Here is a 15,770-nt window from a genome sequence, read left to right on the forward strand (position 1 = left end):
AACCTCACATTTTTTCTTTACAGCACAGCCATCACGGCTAGGTTTCAGCGCTCATTCAGCGTTGTTATTTGCCGGTGTGGCAAGGTGAAGTGCTGGCATTCGCGGTTTAGCACTATATTTAGCAGGAGTCGTTACCTTTACCTACGACCCCTACTCCCAATCGTCGTTAAGGAGCACGCTATGCGAGACTTTTTTCAACGCAATGTGAGCTGTCCGCATTGCGGTCATCATACCGAGCTGGCAATAGACGGTTCACAAGGCGACCAAGATTATTATGAAGATTGCACCGCCTGCTGTAACTCAATGCACATTAAGGTGGTACGTAATGAGCTAAAAGACAAAATTGAGGTTAGCGTGGATGCGGATGATGAGCAGATATTTTAAGTGAGGTTGAGACAATCGTCAGGTTAGTATGTTGGCATAATTAAGCTTATACGCGGACACAGACCTGAGGCTATTGAGTTTAGGCATAATGCCGCGCCCAATAGCCCTGAACAGGTAAACAAAAAAGCTGCCTGCGGCTCGCTCGTCTTAACGATTAGCCAGTACCCGCTCTACCGTATCGACGATGGCTTGGGTTTGGGGATCTATCTCTAAGTTCACCTGATAACCGGGCTGTACTGCGCCTAAGTTAGTTCGGCTTAAGGTTTCAGGAATTAAATGCACCGCAAAGCGGTCTTCGTTTACCTGCCCCACGGTTAAGCTAATACCATCGATGCCAATATAGCCTTTATTGAACACATATTTAGCAAGCTCGCTCGGTAAGCCAAACCATAAGGTAGTATTAGTCTCGGTTTCGATACGCTCTAGTAGCGCAGACATGGCCATAATATGGCCGGACATCGCATGGCCGCCTATATCATCGCCAAAGCGTGCTGCTCGCTCTAAATTGACCAGATGGCCTACTTTAAGCTGACCAAGATTGGTTACGCGCAAGGTTTCTTGCATTAAATCAAAGTGCACCGCTTGGCCGTGAATGGCGGTCACCGTTAAGCAGCAACCATTGTGTGCCACAGACGCACCGAGCGCTAAGCCTGGCAACATCTCGGGCGGAAGAGAGACCACATGAGTACGAAAGTCGGCTTTTTCTATGACCTCTAATACCTGCCCTTGACCTTGAACGATTCCAGTGAACATGGTTTTTCCTTTACTAATTTCAGTTTAAGATATTTCAGTTTAACGTCAGTCGATTCAGTAATAACGGCTTAATATAGTGGGATAAAGCACAAAACAAGGCTATATTGCCGACCGTTGTTGATAAATAGCTATTTTCTACCACCCCACCCCAGAAAAACGAGATATAACGCATGGCAGTTACGCCCTACCTCAGAGAAGTTCCTCGCTTATTACGCCTGTGCGGCCCCATCTTAGTGGCACAAATGGCCCAGACCATGATCAGCTTCGTTGATACCCTAATGGCGGGGCAAGTCAGCGCCACTGATCTTGCGGCGGTGGCGGTGGCAACCAGCTTTTGGTTGCCACTGATCTTATTAGTACAAGGCGTTATTATGGCGTTAACGCCCATCATATCGCAATTAAATGGTGCTCGCCGCCAAAGCGAGGTAGCAGCGGCCGTGCATCAAGGATTTTGGCTGACGATATTAGTCACCCTGCCCGCCATGTTGGCCTTGTATTATTCACCCATGGCTTTGCATTGGATGAACGTAGAGCCAGAGCTGGCTCATAAAACCGCCGGCTACTTGCATGCCATTTTGTGGGGCATGCCAGCGTACGCGTTATATCAGGTGTTGCGTAACTTCAGTGAGGGGTTATCTCATACCCTGCCAACTATGGTGCTCGGTTTTATTGGCTTGGCGGTCAACGTGCCCGCCAACTATATATTAATTCACGGACACTTTGGCTTTCCAGCTTTAGGCGGTGTGGGCTGTGGTTATGCCTCGGCACTGGTATTTTGGGTAATGCTAGTTGGCATGATTTTTTATACCCACCGCTCAAGCGTGTTGAGTAAATTTAATATTTTTAGCACCATATCGCCGCCGGATTGGCCGCAAATTCGTCGCTTATTTAAGTTAGGCTTTCCCATTGCCATGGCTATTTTTTGTGAGGTGACGCTGTTTACCGTGGTGGCGCTATTATTAGCACCGTTTGGCGCCGAAATTGTCGCCGGTCATCAAATTGCCATCAACTTTTCTAGTCTGATCTTTATGATACCGCTCAGCCTTGGTATGGCCATGACCATACGCGTGGGCCATACCTTAGGCGAAAATCAGCCCGAGCGGGCCAAACGCATTAGTATTGTGGGTATCGTTTTTGGTTGTGGGGTGGCACTGATCTGCGCTTTGGCTACGGTGACAGGCCGTTATTGGATTGGCGGTTTGTACACGGATAATGCGCAAGTATTAGAGCTGGCGGCCAGTTTGTTATTGTTGGCCTCTTTGTATCAAATTTCTGACTCGGCCCAAGTGATTGCCGCCGCAGCACTGCGCGGCTATAAAGACACACAAACCATTTTTTACATTACCTTTGTATCTTTCTGGCTGTTTGGTTTGCCGATTGGCATGATATTAAGCCTCACAGATTGGCTGGTACCCGCCATGGGACCCCACGGCTTTTGGGTCGGGTTCTTGGTCGGCTTAAGCCTGGCGGCAACCGCACTCATATGGCGATTAAGAGTAATTTATGCGCGCGTGGAATCTAATCGTCGGGCTAACTTGCCTTTGGTTGACGGCATGTAGTCCGCAAGATGAGCTCACTGATCATTTTCAAACCTATCTTACTCGGGTCGCCTACGTGCTCGAGGTACCGGCGCCGCCATTAAGCCCTCCACCAGCGTTAGCACCTTTGCCTGCCCAGCGTGAGCTTACATTAATGCCGGCGCGCATTAGCTCAGGCTTGCTGGATGCGCTTAAGCTCAGCCAATGTGACCTGTTGGGGTTGGTGGCCGAACACAATGGCCCTGCAGGTAAAAGTCTATCTGCCGCGGGCCAATTTGCCTATCATCTGCAATTTCAACGGGGCTTAGCGCTGTGTGTAACGCACATCGATGATGCGCAGCTACACGTTTGGCTCACCGAGCTTGCCCAGCTGAAAGCACCGTTATTGCCGATTTACTTTTGGAATATGATGGTCGCGGAGCCGGAAGTGCGAACGGCTCTAAGCCCCGTCCAACACAGCTTAGCCTTTAACTCTCAGGGCGGTTATCAAGCCACATTACAGGCTTTTAGCCTGTTTACTCACTTACAAACACAAGCAAACCAATACGCAATCAGGCCCCTTGCTCTGTCGAACATTAGGTCAGAAAATAGGTCGAAATACAGGCCTGTGGATATAAATGAGGAGGTAAGTGAAGAGTTAAGTGAAGAGCTAAATCAGGCCTTGCGTGGTTTATATAAGAACCCCTACTTTGGCCAGCTAGTTTACTCCTTGCACGCCAGTGCCGAGCACCTTGAGCAAAGCATCGACTTTTTAGGACAGTTATCGCATTTTAACTGCCAAGGGGCCAATGCCATTAAAGCCGAACGGCTGCGCAATGCCCTGCAACACTATTATATTAAAGATATTCAGCCCTACTTTACTGAGTTGGATCGCCAATTTGTACAGCTGGCACCGCTGTTACAAGCGAGCTTAACGCCACCTGCCGAAAAGGCAGACGTTATGGCCGACTATCAAAAGCAGCTCGCCTTAGGGCTAGAGAGTCAGCTCTATGTGCGCTATCGCACATTAACATTACAACATGCCAAGGTTTGGCAAGATTTTCTAAAACGGTGCGAACTTTCACCAAAGCGCGGATAAGTTAACCAGCACTGATCATAAATAGGCCATAAGTTGGGCAACCGCTTGAGCATAAACAGAAAAGGCTTGCCAGCCTCGCCGAGCAAGGCTAATATTGCGCTCGCTTAGCAGTAGCGCGTCCTTAGCTCAGTTGGTTAGAGCACTACCTTGACATGGTAGGGGTCGGTGGTTCGAATCCACTAGGACGCACCATTCTATCTCCGTAGATATTACGATATAGATATCGCCGTATAGATTACATAAATTGCTAGCATCTGCGTCCTTAGCTCAGTTGGTTAGAGCACTACCTTGACATGGTAGGGGTCGGTGGTTCGAATCCACTAGGACGCACCAAACATTAAAAAGCCCGCTCATTGAGCGGGCTTTTTGCTTTGCGGTCTACGATCGGTGAGGAGTGAGGGTAAAGCGTGAGGAGCAATCTCGCATCCGAAGATTCGGTATCTTGCTCATCACGCCTCCCGTTTAACGCCTCGCATCTCAACTCCTTACAAGAACTTACTTCGCCTGCATCGCCATCACGGTGGCGATGTTCTGCGCGGTGAAGGTCACGTTTACTTCGGCGTCGGCAAAGGCTTCTTTCAGCGTCATCACGCGCGGCATAATGGAGAATACCGCATCAATACCGTGCTCACAGACCACGGCGACATCCGCACTCAGGCTACCGGCGATGCCGATCACGGGAATGTCATACAGCTTGGCGGTCTTGGCCACGCCAATCGGCGTTTTGCCAAAGATAGTTTGACTGTCGAGGCGGCCTTCACCGGTGATCACTAAATCGGCACCTTTCACCAGCTCTTTTAAGTTAGTGGCTTCTACCACAATCTCGATACCCGGCTTAAAGGTGGCCTTCATAAAGGTCATCATGCCAAAGCCCATACCACCGGCAGCACCCGCACCACTGGTGTTACGCTGATCGCTAAAGCCACTGGCCACAATCACATCCGCCAGATGAGTCAGGGCTTTTTCAAGCTCCGCTCTTTTCTCTTCAGTGGCACCTTTTTGCGGACCAAAGATGGCGGTAGCCCCGCGCTCACCTAATAACGGGTTATCTACGTCACAGGCCACTTCAAAAGTACACTCAGCCATGGCAGGGTGCAGCTCGCTTAAATCAATGCTGTGCACATCGATTAAAGCCGCGCCCCCATCTTTAATAGAGTTGCCCTGCGCATCGTTAAACTTAGCGCCCAATGACATCAGCATGCCGATGCCGGCGTCGTTAGTGGCACTGCCGCCTAGACCAACGATAATGTGGCGCACACCTGCATCCAGTGCATGACGCACCAACTCACCAGTGCCGCGCGAGGTGGCCACGCAAGGGTCGCGCTCTTCTAACAGTACATGGTGTAAACCCGATGCAGACGCCATTTCAATCACGGCGGTGTGGCCATCACCCAACAAACCATAGTGGGCGTCAACTTGATTACCCAATGGGCCCGTCACTTGAGTGCGCACTATATTACCGTCAGTCACGGCTACCAGTGCTTCTACTGTGCCCTCACCACCGTCGGCCATGGGTACTAACACGTACTCCGCATCCGGAAATACGGTTTGAAAACCATTTTTAATCGCTTCGGCCACTTCGAGCGCGGACAGACTTTCTTTAAAAGAATCAGGAGCAATAACAATCTTTTTCATGTCAGTACCTTAAATGATGAGGTGCAAAGAGAGCTTAGTATCTGTGTTCTGGTCGTAAAAGGCCATGTGCAAATGCACAGTCATATACAGAGAATTATGTGCATCTAGCGCCCTGCTTACGACTGTATGGCACGATAAATGTTCATTGATGCTTAGCTTGATACATTGAAGACCCTCTCTTCGGTAAAGAGGACTTCAGCAGGCCAGCGCAGCTGGAGGGTATTAAAAAAACCACAACACCGCGGCGAATAAATTGCCGCCTACGGTTACTCCCTTAATCGAGGATAATTTTACCCAAATACAAACGGAAGAGCTGATCCAACTTTTTATAATCGACACCGGTAATGTCTTGAATTTTTTCGAGGCGGTTACGCAGCGTATTACGGTGAATATTCAGCTGTTGGGCGCACGAGCTCATGTCGATAGAGGAAGACATTAAGGTTTGCAGCGTTAAGCGCAGCGCGCCATTGGCATCTTGTGCACACAGAGCACGGTATTCTTTGGTGAGCTCCGACAGATGCCAGCCTTTGGCGATGGAGCTAATGATGATTTTCTCTTTATGACTGTCGTAGTAGTAGCTGTTGCTATCTAAAGTAGCACTGGCGTCACCGCTCACACTATCTAACTCGACTAGCCCAAACTGCAGTGCCGCACTGGCGGTGGCTTGCGATAAGGCCAGCGTCGAATAAGCAGTGACAGTTGCACCAATACCGGTCTTAAACGGTTGGCCTAACAATCGACCAGTCTCTGCTATTTTAGCCGTGACATTCGCGTTAGCATCGAGGATAAAGCTCAAACTTGCGTCTGAGTTAAAACAAAATAGACCATTTAAGGCCAGCTCTAAGGCGGGAGTAAGGTCTAGTTTTTGTTGCATCATGCGCGGCGGATACGCAGGCTTCATGGTTACGCACAGTGCCGGCAACCGTAAGCTGAGTTGTAATTTCTTTAACTGGGCGCAGGCCTCTGTCTCATCCAGCTGGCCTTGCAGCAATTGCTTAATGCAGTTCTCTTTTTCAATGCGCAGTTGCAGGGCTGCATCTTTTTCGCGGCTTTGCTCCACTAACAGCTCTGCCGTCATTTTCAATAAGGCACCCAGTTCGCATACTCGGTCAGGATCGCCGGTAATCCCCACCACGCCGATGCAGTTACCTTGATACTCGATGGGCAAATTGACGCCTGGCTTAGCGCCGGCTAAAAAGCGGGTATCGGCAAGATCCACCGTCACCGACTCTTGATGCTCAATCACCCAGCGCGCACCTTGATGCTCGCGCCCTACTCGGCTGGCATCGGTGGACGCCACCACTATGCCCTGCTTGTTCATCACGTTGATGTCGTAGGGGATTAGCCCCTTAGTACGGGCGATGATCTTTTCAGCAATAATATCTTCAATTTCCATCATTATTGCCTTTGAGATTGATGATGAGAGTGAAAGTTGAGATTTAAACGTTAAGAGCCAGATTAAGTGTAAATGTCATCATTTAGGCTCGTATCAATAGCAGTGCTAGAGCTATGTTATCATTTTAGACATGCAAAACATGTGTGGGGGGCACTTTGTCGATTGAGCGCATTAAGTTCAATGTTTGCCATCATTCAGTTATCCCACTCAACCTGCCATTCCCAATTTGTAGCACACCTAACTTGCCTCCCCCCCTAATGCGTGAGTCCTAGCCGCAGATTATAAAGATGAACGAGCTTTGGTAACTGCGTTTTTTGCAAGCTAAGGGTTAACAGCACGCTGGATAGTTGGCAGAGTTAGACATTCATTAAGCCTTTGTATGTTGGCATAATAAATATTAGCGTAATGATGACCGATTAATTCACTTATCGATTGGTTTGTTAGCGCCAGCTTTTGGCTTTGATTTTCATAAGTGCGAACATAAATGGGCTTTTGCGCCAGCAGCACCAGTATAAAGAGAAGAATACTGCCTCTTTGGCTGCCACAAAACATGCATAGTTACGTTAACGGAAATAAGAGTAAGATAAAAAACAAAAAAACCCTCGTAAGCGAGGGCAAAATAAACGGAAACGTGCTTAAACAGAGCTACACATTAGAGCTGCGTGACTGCCCACTCAAGCTGGGCAATTGACTAAGCTGTAATGTTTATCCAATCTAACTGCTGAGAAATATGAAGTCAACGGATAAAAGAACAATCCCCACCCTCCCATTTCTTACGACACAAGCAGCCAACATTGACGTCAACGTTAGCCACTAATGCCCCTCGCAAGCATTTGCTTATGTTTTGAGGATGATTTTTGCGACAGTCTCATTCCAGTCTTACAAATAATGGCCTTATGCAGCAGCCAAAAATGTGGTTAGTTTCGCAAATTCATCGATATTTCTGAGCGTTACACAAGCGCAAAGCCCAAATCGTGTCTAACCTTTCAACAAGGGAATGAAGATGCGCGTAAGGCTCAAGTAAAGCCAGTTAAAGAGCTTATTCAGCTTGAGTTCGGTTTTTAGGGGGATGACATCATGGGTATTTTCGAGCATTACCAATCACGCTATGAAAAAGCCAAGGAAGAAGAGTATAGCCTGCAAGAGTTTCTCGATATGTGTCGAGAAGACAAAGCCTGTTATGCCTCCGCTTCCGAGCGGCTATTAATGGCAATCGGTGAACCTGAAATGGTCGACACGGCACATGAGCCAAGATTAAGTCGATTGTTCTCAAATAGGGTGGTTGCACGCTACCCAGCCTTTGCTGAGTTTTATGGCATGGAGGAAAGTGTTGAACAAATTGTGTCCTATTTAAAACACGCGGCACAAGGGTTAGAAGAAAAGAAACAAATCTTATATTTGTTGGGCCCAGTGGGCGGCGGTAAATCCTCATTGGCGGAATGCATTAAAGCCTTAATGCAAAAAATGCCGGTGTATCGTATTAAAGGCTCACCGGTTAACGATCACCCTTTCTGTTTATTTGATGCGACAGAAGACGGCGCCGTGTTAGAGCAAGAGTACGGTATTCCTAAGCGCTATCTACGAGCCATTATGTCGCCGTGGGCGGTGAAGCGCTTGCATGAGTACGGAGGCGACATTACTCGCTTTCGAGTAGAGAAAGTCTATCCGTCGGTATTGGATCAAATCGCCATCGCGAAAACCGAACCCGGTGATGACAACAACCAAGACATTTCCTCCTTAGTGGGCAAGGTCGACATCCGTCAATTGGAGCACTTCTCCCAAGATGACGCGGATGCTTACTCCTATTCCGGCGCCTTGTGCAAAGCTAACCAAGGCTTGATGGAATTTGTGGAAATGTTTAAAGCGCCGATTAAGGTGCTCCACCCCTTACTGACCGCTACTCAAGAGGGTAACTATAACGGTACTGAGGGTTTGTCTGCCCTGCCCTTCGAAGGCATTATTTTAGCGCACTCGAACGAGTCAGAATGGCAACACTTTAAGCACAACCGTAACAATGAGGCTTTCTTAGACCGGGTTTATATCGTGAAAGTACCCTATTGCTTACGGGTCACGGAAGAAATTGATATCTACCAAAAGCTGCTGACTAACAGTGAGTTGGCCCATGCTAAGTGCGCGCCAGGTACCTTAGAGGCGTTGGCCCAATTTACCGTCTTGTCTCGCTTAAAAGATCCTGAAAACTCTAACCTTTACTCCAAAATGCGGGTCTATAACGGGGAGAGTTTGAAAGACACGGATCCTAAGGCTAAGTCCTACCAGGAGTATCGAGACTACGCGGGCGTGGATGAGGGTATGAGCGGCTTATCGACCCGTTTTGCCTTTAAAATCTTATCGCGGGTGTTTAACTTCGACCACACGGAGATAGCCGCCAACCCAGTGCACTTGTTCTATGTACTGGAGCAACAAATTGAGCGTGAACAATTTGCTCAAGAGACGCACGACCGCTACTTAGAGTTTATTAAGGGCCACCTTATTCCTAAGTATGTGGAGTTTATTGGTAAAGAAATTCAAACCGCTTATTTAGAGTCCTACTCCGAGTACGGGCAAAATATCTTTGACCGCTACGTGGTGTATGCAGACTTTTGGATCCAAGATCAGGAATATCGGGATCCGGATACAGGCCAGCTGTTTGACCGTTCAGCCCTCAACGCCGAACTGGAGAAAATAGAAAAGCCAGCGGGCATTAGTAACCCCAAAGACTTCCGTAACGAGATAGTGAACTTTGTGTTGCGGGCACGCGCCAATAACGCCGGTAAGAATCCGAACTGGACCAGTTACGAGAAGCTCAGAACCGTAATCGAGAAGAAAATGTTTTCGAATACAGAAGAGCTATTACCGGTCATCTCCTTTAATGCCAAGACCAGTGCTGATGAACAGAAAAAACACGATGATTTTGTCGCCCGCATGATGGAGAAAGGTTATACCCGTAAACAGGTTCGATTATTATCTGAGTGGTATCTGCGCGTGCGCAAGTCCACTTAATAAGTGAGCGTTGGGGGAAATTATGGCGCATTTTATCGACAGACGACTAAATGGCCGCAACAAAAGCGCTGTCAACCGGCAGCGCTTTATCCGCCGCTACCAACAACAACTAAAAAAAGCGGTGTCAGATGCGGTGCTTAAACGCAGTATTCAGGACATAGATAACGGGGAGAGTGTCTCTATCCCGACCCGTGATATTTCTGAGCCTATCTTTCATCAAGGCAAGGGAGGCCTGAGGGAGCAGGTACACCCGGGCAACGACCAATTTATTGCTGGTGATAAGATCGACCGTCCCTTAGGCGGAGGATCTGGCGGCAGTGGTAGCGGCGACGCCAGCAATCAAGGCGAAGGCCAAGACGACTTTCACTTTGATATCTCTAAAGACGAATACTTAGACTTATTGTTCGATGGCCTTGAGCTGCCCAATTTGGAGAAGAACAAGCTCAATAAGATCAATGAAATGAAAACCTTTAGGGCCGGCTACTCCGCGGCAGGCGTGCCGGCTAACATCAATATTGTACGCTCACTGCGCCAATCGTTAGCGCGGCGCATGGCGCTGCAAGTGGGTAAACGCAAAACCGTGGCCGAGTTGGAGCGAGAATTACTGGAGTTGGGTCGCCACCCCTCGCGCAATTTCGCACGCATTCAAGAACTAGAGCTAGAAATTATCGAGCTCAAACGGCGCATTGCCGCCGTCCCTTTTATTGATACCTTTGATTTGCGCTTTAATAACTTTGTACAGCGCCCGGTGCCCTCCACCCAAGCGGTGATGTTTTGCTTGATGGACGTCTCCGGCTCCATGGATCAAGCCACCAAAGACATGGCCAAGCGTTTCTACCTGCTGCTGTATATGTTTTTAACCCGTACTTATAAAAACGTGGAGGTGGTGTTTATTCGCCATCACACTCAAGCCAAAGAAGTGGACGAGCAGGAGTTCTTTTACTCGCAAGAAACCGGCGGCACTATTGTGTCCAGCGCCTTGCGTTTAATGAAAGAAGTCATAGACGACCGCTACCCCCCGCAGCAATGGAATATTTATGCGGCCCAAGCTTCAGATGGCGATAACTGGGCCGACGATTCTCCCTTGTGTAAGAAACTGCTCGGTGACGATTTACTGTCGATGCTGCGCTATTACGCTTATATCGAAATTACTAATCGGGCTCATCAAAGTTTATGGCAAGAATATGAAGTGCTGGCTCAGGACTTCCCTAACTTTGCCATGGAGCATATACGCACGGTCGATGACATCTATCCGGTATTTCGTGAACTCTTTAAAAAACAAGCGGTGAGAGGCGCCCATGACTGAAACCCTACGCCAAGTCCGTCCGCTCAGTGACGGCCCTGAATGGAGTTTTGAGCTACTCGAAGCCTATCATCAGGAAATTGCCCGCATCGCCAAAGGCTATCGCCTAAGCACTTATCCTAACCAAATTGAGATCATTACCGGTGAGCAAATGCTCGATGCTTACTCCAGTATCGGTATGCCGATCGGCTATCACCATTGGTCTTACGGTAAGAAATTCATTCAAAGCGAACAAAACTACAAGCGGGGTCAGATGGGATTGGCCTATGAAATCGTGATCAACTCCAGTCCCTGCATTGCTTACTTAATGGAAGAAAACACACTGCCGATGCAAGCATTGGTGATTGCCCATGCCTGTTACGGCCATAACTCATTTTTTAAGAACAATTATCTGTTTAAAGCGTGGACCGATGCCGAGTCCATTATCGACTACCTTTTGTTTGCTAAACACTACATCAGTGAATGCGAAGACAAACACGGTATCGCCCAAGTAGAGGCCATTCTCGACAGTTGCCATGCGTTAATGAGCTATGGGGTAGACCGCTACAAGCGCCCACAGCAGCTGTCATTAGCCGAAGAGCGACGTCGTCAAAAATCCCGTGAAAGTTATTTGCAAACTCAGGTCAATGAACTGTGGAAAACGCTACCCCGCTCTGACGACACTAAAGCCGAGCAAGAGCGCCGTTATCCCGCTGAGCCGGAAGAAAACTTGCTGTATTTCATTGAAAAACATGCGCCGCTGCTCGAACCTTGGCAACGGGAGCTGGTGCGTATCGTGCGCAAGATCAGCCAGTATTTTTATCCGCAAAAGCAAACCCAAGTCATGAACGAAGGCTGGGCTACCTTCTGGCACTACACCATTACTCAGCACATGTATGACGAGGGCTTAGTTACCGACAGCTTTATGATGGAAGTGTTACACAACCACACCAATGTGGTGTATCAACCGCCCTATACCAGTCAGCACTACTCAGGCATTAACCCTTATGCACTGGGCTTTGCCATGTTTATGGACTTACGGCGTATTTGTGAGCAGCCCACGGCAGAAGATAAAGCTTGGTTTCCGGATATCGCCGGCTCAGATTGGGTAACCACCCTGCACTTTGCCATGGAGAACTTTAAGGACGAAAGCTTTATCAGTCAGTTTCTCTCGCCCAAGGTCATGCGCGACTTGCGTCTGTTTGCGGTTAGTGATGATGACACACGAAACTTTTTACAAATTTCTGCCATACACGATGAGCAAGGCTACCAACAGCTCCGGCAAAAACTGTCTAACCAATATAACTTGGCCAATTTAGAGCCCAACATTCAGGTCTATAACGTGGCACTTAAAGGAGACCGCTCTTTAACCTTGCGCTATGTCGCGCACAACCGCATTCCGCTGTCTGACTCCAGCCACCAAGTGCTGAAGCATGTGCATCGCTTGTGGGGGTTTGATGTGGTGTTAGAACAAGAAGTGGCTGACGGTAGCGCCTCTATTATCGGCCGCTGCCCTAAGCGCGAGCTATAAGCCCGCGCTTATGTTCAATACCTAATGCATCAGGTATATCTGAATAACCATTAAAAAAGGTCGACCTAGTTACTAGGCCGACCTTTTTGTGTCGCTACTGACATTAAGCGCCATCGCTCTAATTAAATTAGGTTGGAGACACAAAGCCTACTGGCAATTGCTCACGCATCTCTCCCCATAATAGGCCTGATGCTTTACCGTATTCTCGGACCAAGTCGACGATTTCGCTGCCATTACCCTCAGCGGCCAAGGTCGATAATGTCTGATAATAGTCAATCGCCAATTGGCGCGCCGCCGGCGAGGCAAAGTAATAACGCCCCACCCGACAATATAACCCCTTAAAGCCATTCAAAATCAGACCGTAAATGGGATTGCCAGAGGCATAGGCAAGCTTATGGTGCAGCTCATAATCAAAGGCGGCAAAGGCATCTGCATCATCGTTTAGCAAGCTTAAATCCGCAGTGGCGTGGGCCACCTGCTCGGGATTGTTTTTAACGGCGGCGCGAATAAAGATGCAACTAATGTGGGTGCGCGCCGACAACAGATGCTCAATGAGCTCCGGCATTTTATCTTCATCAAGGCGGGCCAAGGTTTCGAGAATATTAAGGCTAGAGGTTTCCCAAAAATTATTTACCTTAGTCGGCTTACCGTGTTGTATGGTCAACCAGCCATCGCGCGCCAGGCGTTGTAACACCTCACGCAAGGTGGTGCGCGTCACACCAATCAGCTCAGACAACTCACGCTCTGCAGGCAAAATAGAACCGGGCGCAAAATGGCTGTTCCAAATGGATTCTATGATATATTGCTCCGCAAAATTAGCGGGGCTGTGCGCCTTAATAACACTGGTCTTACTCGCCGGTGTTTTAAGCGCATTGGTCTTAGTCGCTCGGGTGTTAATGATATTGGCCGCCTTCATTACCATGGGATCACTCAGCTTGCCTGAGTTGCATGAATTTTTTTGGCTTACGGCCGTCACTAACCGCAAGTAAATGAATGGCGTGATAATAACAGAGCTGACCAGTGCGCGACAAGCGTTCAACGGCCCCCTTCACAGTAAGCCTATTGCATGGCTAACATATGGGCCGCCCCGTTTTCTCCGATAGAGGTAATATTTTCGATGCAAAGATTATTCAGGTTTTCTCGCGTCCGTCAGGCGTGGGCATTACTCACCTTAGGCTCGGCCTTGTTATTAGCCATAGCGCTGTTTTTTCAATACGGCTTAAAGATGGCGCCCTGTGTGATGTGCGTTTATCAAAGGGCGGCCTTGGTCGGTGTTATGTTAGCCGGCGCCTTAGGTTGGCTAGCACCCCGCCAGCCTCTACTCAGTACCATTGCCATGCTGGGATGGCTAGCGGCGGCCAGCAAAGGCTTGTTGCTCGCTAAGGAGCACATTCACTATCAATTTAATCCCTCGCCCTTCGCTAAGTGCACCACAGTGGCCGAGTTTCCAAGCTGGCTGCCACTGGAACGTTTACTGCCCAGTGTGTTCTTCCCCACTGGTGATTGTGCAGATGTAAGCTGGAGCTGGTTGGCTTTAAGCATGCCTCAATGGCTATTAGGAATATTTGCAGTGCTCGCCGCCTTGGCGCTGTTGTTTATTGTGGTGAGGTTGGTGGGGACGATGAAGCGTGAGGTGTGAGGTGTGAGGTGTGAGGTGTGAGGTGTGAGGTGTGAGGCAAGAATATAGCGCCGAGCTAAACAAAAACCAGCGCTAGCGATATCAGCAAGCTGCGCCCATGTAGTAGCGTGCTTTAGCCGCTAAAACCTGCATAGCAGGTTCTGATACAACATCAACCTAAGTTCAGACTTCGCGCAGAATCCCATCTTTTGTAGAGGCCATCTTTAGTCGGCCGGTGGCGCGTAGCGCCACCAAAATCTTCAAACCGCACGGCGTTGACAAAGGCCACCTACAAAACACACCTCGTTTAACATTGATGTGGTTTGTAGGCTCTTGTTTTACTGCGTAACTCTTTACCTAAGATAAGGGCCAGCTAAAGCGGCCTCTACACGCTTTACCCCTCACAACCAGTTAACTGGCCCAAGTAATAATATGCTCTTCCCAGGCGCCGGCTTTAGACTCAGGCACGACCTTACCCCGCACCGATTGTCCAGCTTGGTGCATGGCGCTTTTAGAGCCGGTGCGCAGCGGATGCCAAGCAGGCAAAGACTGGCCTTCGGCTAATAAGCGATAGGCGCAGGTAGAGGGCAGCCAAAAATAATCATCCAGCTTATCCCGCGTGATCTTTAAACAGTCCGGCACTATGTCAAACCGGTTTTCGTAGTTACTGCACGCGCAGCTGTGGGTATTCAGTAATTCACAGGACACATTGGTGTGGATCAGCTCATCCGTATCTTCGTCAATCAGTTTATTGAGACAGCATTTACCACAGCCGTCACACAAGGCTTCCCATTCCTGATCCGACATTTCATCTAGGCTCTTGGTATGCCAAAAATTGCTTTGCATTATTTTATCCTGCTACGACCGCATTAAAACGGTATTGACCGTCAAGTTGCAGCTCAAGTGAATCTTTTGCCAGTAGCTCGCCAACGCCCTTAGGGGTGCCGGTGAGCACGATATCGCCGGGGTTAAGGGTGAAACACCGGCTCATTTCGGTCAGTAATAACCCTACTGGCCACATTAAATCTCGGGTATTACCCACTTGGCGAAGTTGACCATTCACCGCTAACGAAAACTCAAGCTCACTGAGGCGATTGACGCAATCCGGTACGACAAAAGGGCTAATCGGACAACTACCATCAAACGCTTTCGCTCGCTCCCAAGGGTGACCTTGAGCTTTCAATTTATCTTGTACATCACGCAGCGTTAAATCCAGCGCCACGCCCACTCCCACAATGCCCGCCAGCGCTTCGGCCTCATCTGCATGACACAAACGCCGTCCAATCAAGAGTGCCACTTCCACTTCATGGTGAATCGCGCCCAAGCCCTTAGGCAACACTAAGGGTGCCGATAGGTTGACTAAGCTGCTGGCCGGCTTGATAAACAGCAGCGGCTCGCTCGGAATGGGATTATTGAGCTCAGTGGCATGATCTCGATAGCTGCGTCCCACACACACCACTTTACCTACGCCGTAAGGCAGCGGTTGCCCTTGTATGTCCAGATGTTGATACATGAGACGCTCCTCTTGGCGTGAAATAGTCTGCTATATTGAAGA

At 48.9% G+C, this 15,770-nt stretch carries 13 protein-coding genes and 2 tRNA genes; 9 read left to right on the forward strand and 6 right to left on the reverse strand.

The window, feature by feature from the left end; genetic code table 11:
- The first annotated feature begins 180 nt into the window (after window positions 1–180).
- Entirely contained in the window at window positions 181–384 is a 204-nt protein-coding gene (locus R0134_RS07795) for a CPXCG motif-containing cysteine-rich protein (RefSeq protein WP_319784220.1), read from the forward strand.
- Window positions 385–531: 147 nt separating this feature from the next.
- On the opposite strand, the gene R0134_RS07800 is transcribed toward R0134_RS07795, so the two are convergent.
- The gene (locus tag R0134_RS07800) at window positions 532–1,137 is read right to left on the reverse strand and encodes a riboflavin synthase subunit alpha (protein WP_319784221.1); all 606 of its coding nucleotides are present in this window, start codon (window positions 1,135–1,137) and stop codon (window positions 532–534) included.
- 170 nt (window positions 1,138–1,307) lie between these two features.
- On the opposite strand from R0134_RS07800, the gene R0134_RS07805 reads away from it, so the two are divergent.
- The 4 genes from R0134_RS07805 (at window position 1,308) to R0134_RS07820 (ending at window position 4,086) form a co-directional block, all read left to right on the forward strand.
- Complete coding sequence (locus R0134_RS07805) at window positions 1,308–2,696, forward strand: MATE family efflux transporter (protein ID WP_319784222.1); 1,389 nt, start codon at window positions 1,308–1,310, stop codon at window positions 2,694–2,696.
- Window positions 2,641–3,753, forward strand: coding sequence for a DUF3080 family protein (locus R0134_RS07810; RefSeq protein ID WP_319784223.1), 1,113 nt, complete (start codon window positions 2,641–2,643; stop codon window positions 3,751–3,753). Before R0134_RS07805 ends, R0134_RS07810 begins: the two co-directional genes overlap by 56 nt.
- 115 nt (window positions 3,754–3,868) lie before the next feature.
- Window positions 3,869–3,945 (forward strand) — tRNA-Val (locus R0134_RS07815).
- Window positions 3,946–4,009: 64 nt separating this feature from the next.
- A tRNA-Val gene (locus tag R0134_RS07820) sits at window positions 4,010–4,086 on the forward strand.
- Window positions 4,087–4,248: 162 nt separating this feature from the next.
- On the opposite strand, the gene R0134_RS07825 is transcribed toward R0134_RS07820, so the two are convergent.
- Window positions 4,249–5,388, reverse strand: a complete 1,140-nt coding sequence (locus R0134_RS07825) for a glycerate kinase (protein WP_319784224.1) — start codon at window positions 5,386–5,388, stop codon at window positions 4,249–4,251.
- Window positions 5,389–5,662: 274 nt separating this feature from the next.
- Complete coding sequence (locus R0134_RS07830; protein ID WP_319784226.1) at window positions 5,663–6,787, reverse strand: CdaR family transcriptional regulator; 1,125 nt, start codon at window positions 6,785–6,787, stop codon at window positions 5,663–5,665.
- 1,074 nt (window positions 6,788–7,861) lie between these two features.
- Here R0134_RS07830 and R0134_RS07835 point away from each other — a divergent pair.
- From R0134_RS07835 to R0134_RS07845, 3 genes are read left to right on the forward strand one after another with little or no spacing between them, the layout of a single operon-like run.
- Window positions 7,862–9,784 (forward strand): PrkA family serine protein kinase, encoded by a 1,923-nt coding sequence (locus tag R0134_RS07835; RefSeq protein WP_319784227.1) that lies wholly within the window; start codon window positions 7,862–7,864, stop codon window positions 9,782–9,784.
- Between the two features lie 22 nt (window positions 9,785–9,806).
- The gene (locus tag R0134_RS07840) at window positions 9,807–11,090 is read left to right on the forward strand and encodes a YeaH/YhbH family protein (protein WP_319784228.1); all 1,284 of its coding nucleotides are present in this window, start codon (window positions 9,807–9,809) and stop codon (window positions 11,088–11,090) included.
- A complete protein-coding gene (locus R0134_RS07845) occupies window positions 11,083–12,597 on the forward strand; it encodes a SpoVR family protein (RefSeq protein ID WP_319784229.1) in 1,515 nt (504 codons plus the stop codon). Before R0134_RS07840 ends, R0134_RS07845 begins: the two co-directional genes overlap by 8 nt.
- 127 nt (window positions 12,598–12,724) lie before the next feature.
- Here R0134_RS07845 and fadR read toward each other — a convergent pair whose 3' ends face one another.
- The gene (gene fadR, locus R0134_RS07850; protein ID WP_319784230.1) at window positions 12,725–13,519 is read right to left on the reverse strand and encodes a fatty acid metabolism transcriptional regulator FadR; all 795 of its coding nucleotides are present in this window, start codon (window positions 13,517–13,519) and stop codon (window positions 12,725–12,727) included.
- A 195-nt stretch (window positions 13,520–13,714) separates the two neighbouring features.
- On the opposite strand from fadR, the gene dsbB reads away from it, so the two are divergent.
- A complete protein-coding gene (gene dsbB / locus R0134_RS07855) occupies window positions 13,715–14,236 on the forward strand; it encodes a disulfide bond formation protein DsbB (RefSeq protein ID WP_319784231.1) in 522 nt (173 codons plus the stop codon).
- A 390-nt stretch (window positions 14,237–14,626) separates the two neighbouring features.
- Here the strand turns inward: dsbB and R0134_RS07860 are convergent, their stop codons facing one another.
- Window positions 14,627–15,061, reverse strand: coding sequence for a YcgN family cysteine cluster protein (locus R0134_RS07860; protein WP_319784232.1), 435 nt, complete (start codon window positions 15,059–15,061; stop codon window positions 14,627–14,629).
- 4 nt (window positions 15,062–15,065) lie between these two features.
- Window positions 15,066–15,728, reverse strand: a complete 663-nt coding sequence (locus R0134_RS07865) for a fumarylacetoacetate hydrolase family protein (protein ID WP_319784233.1) — start codon at window positions 15,726–15,728, stop codon at window positions 15,066–15,068.
- Window positions 15,729–15,770 lie beyond the last annotated feature (42 nt).

Source organism: Oceanisphaera sp. IT1-181 (assembly GCF_033807535.1).
Lineage (GTDB): Bacteria > Pseudomonadota > Gammaproteobacteria > Enterobacterales > Aeromonadaceae > Oceanimonas.

Bases quoted from the DNA above. Each gene is read 5' to 3' on its own strand.
- R0134_RS07795 (WP_319784220.1), top strand. From the start codon at position 181: ATGCGAGACTTTTTTCAACGCAATGTGAGCTGTCCGCATTGCGGTCAT.
- R0134_RS07800 (WP_319784221.1), bottom strand. From the start codon at position 1,137: ATGTTCACTGGAATCGTTCAAGGTCAAGGGCAGGTATTAGAGGTCATA.
- R0134_RS07805 (WP_319784222.1), top strand. From the start codon at position 1,308: ATGGCAGTTACGCCCTACCTCAGAGAAGTTCCTCGCTTATTACGCCTG.
- R0134_RS07810 (WP_319784223.1), top strand. From the start codon at position 2,641: ATGCGCGCGTGGAATCTAATCGTCGGGCTAACTTGCCTTTGGTTGACG.
- R0134_RS07825 (WP_319784224.1), bottom strand. From the start codon at position 5,388: ATGAAAAAGATTGTTATTGCTCCTGATTCTTTTAAAGAAAGTCTGTCC.
- R0134_RS07830 (WP_319784226.1), bottom strand. From the start codon at position 6,787: ATGATGGAAATTGAAGATATTATTGCTGAAAAGATCATCGCCCGTACT.
- R0134_RS07835 (WP_319784227.1), top strand. From the start codon at position 7,862: ATGGGTATTTTCGAGCATTACCAATCACGCTATGAAAAAGCCAAGGAA.
- R0134_RS07840 (WP_319784228.1), top strand. From the start codon at position 9,807: ATGGCGCATTTTATCGACAGACGACTAAATGGCCGCAACAAAAGCGCT.
- R0134_RS07845 (WP_319784229.1), top strand. From the start codon at position 11,083: ATGACTGAAACCCTACGCCAAGTCCGTCCGCTCAGTGACGGCCCTGAA.
- fadR (WP_319784230.1), bottom strand. From the start codon at position 13,519: ATGGTAATGAAGGCGGCCAATATCATTAACACCCGAGCGACTAAGACC.
- dsbB (WP_319784231.1), top strand. From the start codon at position 13,715: ATGCAAAGATTATTCAGGTTTTCTCGCGTCCGTCAGGCGTGGGCATTA.
- R0134_RS07860 (WP_319784232.1), bottom strand. From the start codon at position 15,061: ATGCAAAGCAATTTTTGGCATACCAAGAGCCTAGATGAAATGTCGGAT.
- R0134_RS07865 (WP_319784233.1), bottom strand. From the start codon at position 15,728: ATGTATCAACATCTGGACATACAAGGGCAACCGCTGCCTTACGGCGTA.